The sequence below is a fragment of the Roseateles sp. genome (assembly GCF_044373315.1).
GTDB lineage: Bacteria > Pseudomonadota > Gammaproteobacteria > Burkholderiales > Burkholderiaceae_C > JACDQM01.
The window spans coordinates 1-4057 of the sequence record NZ_JBILQK010000180.1; the positions used below are offsets into that span (position 1 = coordinate 1).

Here is a 4057-nt window from a genome sequence, read left to right on the forward strand (position 1 = left end):
GCCAGCGTGCAGTGGTTCGACAGCCGCGACGAGATCTTTCCCGAAGATCTGCCGCCCTCGGTGCGGGCCGAGCATTCCGATCCGGTGCAGGCCGCCGTGCGCGATGTCGCGCCTGGCGCCCGTGTGCTGATCATGAGCTTCAGCCATGCCGAAGACCTGGATGTGCTGGCCGCCTGCCTGTTGCGTCAGCGTGAGAAGGGCGATCTGGCCTTCATCGGCCTGATCGGCAGCAAGAGCAAGTGGGCGGTGTTCCGGCACCGGCTGGAGGCGCGCGGGTTCACGGCCCAGGAGCTGGCCGCCGTTACCTGCCCGATCGGCCTGCCGGGCATCACGGGCAAGCAGCCCGAGGTGATTGCGCTGGCTGTGGTGGCGCAGCTGATGCAGGTCTGGCCCGCGGGCTGAAGTCAGCGCCTCAGCGCCGCGGCAGCCTGGTGGCTGGCAGGTCGCCGAGGATGCGCTGGATCTCGCCGGCGCGATGCAGCGCGGCGAGCCCCTGGTTGAAGGCGCCCAGCAGGCCTGTCACGCCTGGCCGAGCACGGCTCATCAGCAGGTGCGAGGTCTTGGCACTGATGAAGCGCCGTGCCACATCAAACTGCGCGCGCTCCTCGGCGGAGAAACGCGTGGCCAGCAGATGCAGCCCGGTTTCGCGGTTCATCAGCACGGCATCGACGCGGCCCAGCAGCAGCTTGCGCAGGCTGGCTTCGTCGTTGGGCGCGCGATCAAGCCGGATTAGGTTCTGCGCTTCGTACTGCTGGATCAGCGGGCCATAGAAGTAGCCGGCGGTGGCGCCCAGCAGGCTGCCCTGGATCTGTTCGTCGGTCTGGAACTCAAGCGGCCGGGCCTTCAGGAAGAACAAGGCATCACGCGACATCAGCACCGGGTCGCTGTAGAGGAACTTGGCCGCGCGCTCCTCGGTGAAGGCCCAGCCCGGCGAGCCATCCAGCAGACCTTGCTCCATGTCGGCCAGCGCACGCCGCCAGGGCATCTGCTCGTAGTGGACCGCATAGCCTGCGCGTTCGAAAGCCAGGCTGACAATCTGCGCGAACAGGCCCTGTCCGGGAAGATCGGCTGAAAAGAACGGCGCCCAATCGCCGATGCCCAGGCGGACCACAGGCCGGGCGGGCGCAGCGCTCAAGGCCTGGCTGCTGGTCGCAGCGCCGAGCGCTAGACTGGTACAGAGGAAACGGCGTCGATCATTCATCGCGGGCATCAGCTTGAGGATGGCAGCTGGCCACGATTGTGCCCCCCGGTGCTCGGGCGCCAGCCCCCGCCACAAGGGAACTCTTGATCCAGGTTCAGGCCAGCCAATCTTTCAGCTGCTCGGCCACCTGCGGGCTGCTAAGCAGGTCCAGGTGGTTGAGCTCCCAGCCCTGCCATTGGCGCTCGGGCGCGAACTGCAGGCAGCGCGCGGCATCAGCGTGGCGGCCCAACGCGCTGTCCAGCGGCACCAGGCCGTCGCCCAGCAGCTTGTCCTTCACATCGCCGTTGCGCCGGCCGGTGCTGGCGGCCAGCGCATAGCAGCGCGGGCCGGCCGGCAGTGGCACCGGCTGCGGCCGATGCGGGCCGTGGGCGAAGCGGTCGCGGCCCACCCAGTCTTCGTCCAGCAGGCTGCCGTGGCGCAGATCGGTGATGCCGGCGCTGCGCAGCTTGCCCAGGCGCGCAAGCGGTGCCGCATAGGGCGCAGCGCCCAGCAGCAGCGTCACCCAGTTGCCGGCACGCTCCAGCGGCGCGCCATGGTGCGGCGTGCCGAGAAACACCATGTCGTCGACCCGCTCCACCCAGCTCTGGCCCAGGGACGCACCCTGGTGCATCGCGCTGCGCATCAACAGGCCGCCCATGCTGTGGCCCAGCAGTACCAGGCGCTCGACGGGCTGCGGCCAGGCGTCCAGCAGTTGCTCCAGCTTGTGCGCGAAGGCGTGGCCGTTCAGCGAGATGTGCTGGCCGCTGTTGTAGTGCAGATAGAGCGGCGTGTAGCCCAGCGATTCGGCCAGCATCTGGCCATGGTCGTGGCCGGCGCGGCGCCATTGCAGATCGTTCATGCACAGGCCGTGCAGCAGCACCAGCAGTCGGCCGCCGCGCGCCTGGGGGTCGGCGGCCAGCGCGGCCCTCTCAAGCGGTAGCACGCGGCCGGCGTGGCGCAGCGTCATCGGGATGGCCAGCGGATTCGCGCTGGCGGCCAGGTAGTCGCCCATCACGCCGTTGAGCGCTGCCACCACGGCCTCGCGCTCGGTGCTGGCGTGGGCTGCATCGGTGGCCAGGGCGGGCTGCAGCAGCGCCAGCAAGGCCTCCAGGCTGCCGCCGACCAGACGTGTGACGCCGCGGATGCTCTTGTAGACCAGGCCCGCGATGCCACTGGTGCGGCCATCGGGCGCGCGCACGACGCCGGCATGCATGGCTTCGACCAGATCGGCCAGCGCGGTGGTGGCATCGGTGGCCAGGCGGGTGGCGCCGCGCAGGTCCGAGGTCTTGAGGGTAGGGCGTCGGCTCATGGGCTCAGTATGGGGCCGCGCAGCGTTCGCGGGCTGATCTGCGCCAAACCCGAGTGCCGGCAGGCTGGGCCGCCAGGTTGCAGAATCGGGTGAGCCCTGCTTTCTTCACGGACCCGACATGACCGATCTTTCCGCGTTTCCCATCACCCGCAAATGGCCTACCCAGCATCCCGAGCGCCTGCAGCTCTATTCGCTGCCCACGCCCAATGGCGTCAAGGTTTCCATCATGCTGGAAGAGATCGGCCTGCCTTACGAGCCGCAACTGGTGCGCTTCGACCAGAACGATCAGCTTTCGCCCGAGTTCCTGTCGCTGAACCCGAACAACAAGATCCCGGCCATCCTCGACCCGAATGGGCCGGGCGGGAAGCCATTGGCCCTGTTCGAGTCCGGCGCCATCCTGGTTTACTTGGCCGAAAAGACCGGCCAGCTGCTGCCCGCCGACCCGGCGGCGCGCTATGAGACGCTGCAGTGGCTGATGTTCCAGATGGGCGGCGTCGGCCCGATGTTTGGACAGCTCGGCTTCTTCCACAAATTTGCCGGCAAGGACTATGAGGACAAGCGGCCGCGCGACCGCTATGTGGCCGAGTCACGCCGCTTGCTGGGCGTGCTGAACCAGCGCCTGGCTGGCCGCGACTGGATCATGGGCGGCGAGTACACGATTGCCGACATTGCGATCCTCCCCTGGGTCAACAACCTGCTGAACCACTATGAAGCGGGTGGGCTGGTGGGGATGGCGGATTTCGCCGAGGTGCAGCGCGTGCTGGCCGCCTTCAAGGCCAGGCCGGCGGTGCAGCGTGGCCTGACGATCCCGGCGCGTCCGGCGGCCTGAGCTCGCCTTGGTGCGCGCGGCCGCTGGCCACGGCGGCGCGCCGCCCCGTTCGCTGCCGCCGCTCAGATGGCTGCCAGCGCCTGCTCCAGCTTCTGGCGCACCTCTTTGGACAGCGCATGCACCTCGGGCTTGTCGACCATCTGCATGATCGCGTTTGGGTCCATCATCTCGACGTACACGCTGCCGCCGGCGTCCTGACGCACCACCACATTGCAGGGCAGCAACGCGCCGATCTGCGGTTCGGCTGCGATGGCTCGGCTGGCGAAGCCCGGGTTGCAGGCGCCCAGGATGCGGTAGGGCGGCATGTCCAGATCGATCTTCTTCTTCATCGTGGCCTGCACATCGATCTCGGTCAGGATGCCGAAGCCGACCTTGGCCAGTTCCTCGGTGATGCGCTTGTGCGCCTCGTCGAAGGGCATTGAAACGGTCTTGCCAAAAACATAGCTGCTGTTGCTCATGCGGTTCTCCTGGGTGTGGAGGCTGGGGTCACTTGCCGGCGCCGCGCGCCTGTGCGGCTTTCCACTCGCCATAGCCGCCGTGCAGGATGCGCACGTTCTCGAAGCCGGCCATGCGCAAGGCCATCGCCACCTGCCCCGAGAAGGAGCCGGTGTTGCAATAGGCGAGGATGGTCTTGTCCTTGGGTAGCTTGGCACGCTCGGCGAAGACGCGGCGCCATTCGATGTTGACCGCGCCAGGAATATGGCCCTTGGCGAACTGGCCGGCATCGCGCACGTCCAGC

At 67.9% G+C, this 4057-nt stretch carries 6 protein-coding genes; 2 read left to right on the forward strand and 4 right to left on the reverse strand.

Going from position 1 to position 4057, the window contains the following annotated elements; translation table 11 throughout:
* Window positions 1–402 (forward strand): XdhC family protein (locus ACIQ67_RS19925; RefSeq protein ID WP_397536114.1); only part of this gene is annotated, 402 nt, incomplete at its 5' end.
* A gap of 10 nt (window positions 403–412) precedes the next feature.
* Here ACIQ67_RS19925 and ACIQ67_RS19930 read toward each other — a convergent pair.
* Window positions 413–1201 carry a substrate-binding periplasmic protein gene (locus ACIQ67_RS19930; RefSeq protein ID WP_397536115.1) on the reverse strand — a complete coding sequence of 263 codons (789 nt, stop codon included), beginning with the start codon at window positions 1199–1201 and terminating at the stop codon, window positions 413–415.
* 94 nt (window positions 1202–1295) lie between these two features.
* A complete protein-coding gene (locus ACIQ67_RS19935; RefSeq protein WP_397536116.1) occupies window positions 1296–2489 on the reverse strand; it encodes an esterase/lipase family protein in 1194 nt (397 codons plus the stop codon).
* Window positions 2490–2607: 118 nt separating this feature from the next.
* On the opposite strand from ACIQ67_RS19935, the gene ACIQ67_RS19940 reads away from it, so the two are divergent.
* On the forward strand, window positions 2608–3318 hold the full coding sequence (locus tag ACIQ67_RS19940; RefSeq protein ID WP_397536117.1) for a glutathione S-transferase N-terminal domain-containing protein: 711 nt from the start codon (window positions 2608–2610) through the stop codon (window positions 3316–3318).
* A gap of 62 nt (window positions 3319–3380) precedes the next feature.
* On the opposite strand, the gene ACIQ67_RS19945 is transcribed toward ACIQ67_RS19940, so the two are convergent.
* Together ACIQ67_RS19945 and ACIQ67_RS19950 are read right to left on the reverse strand one after the other, a co-directional pair.
* Entirely contained in the window at window positions 3381–3776 is a 396-nt protein-coding gene (locus tag ACIQ67_RS19945) for a DUF302 domain-containing protein (RefSeq protein WP_397536118.1), read from the reverse strand.
* A 28-nt stretch (window positions 3777–3804) separates the two neighbouring features.
* The coding region (locus ACIQ67_RS19950; RefSeq protein WP_397536119.1) for a rhodanese-like domain-containing protein at window positions 3805–4057 on the reverse strand (253 nt) is incomplete at its 5' end.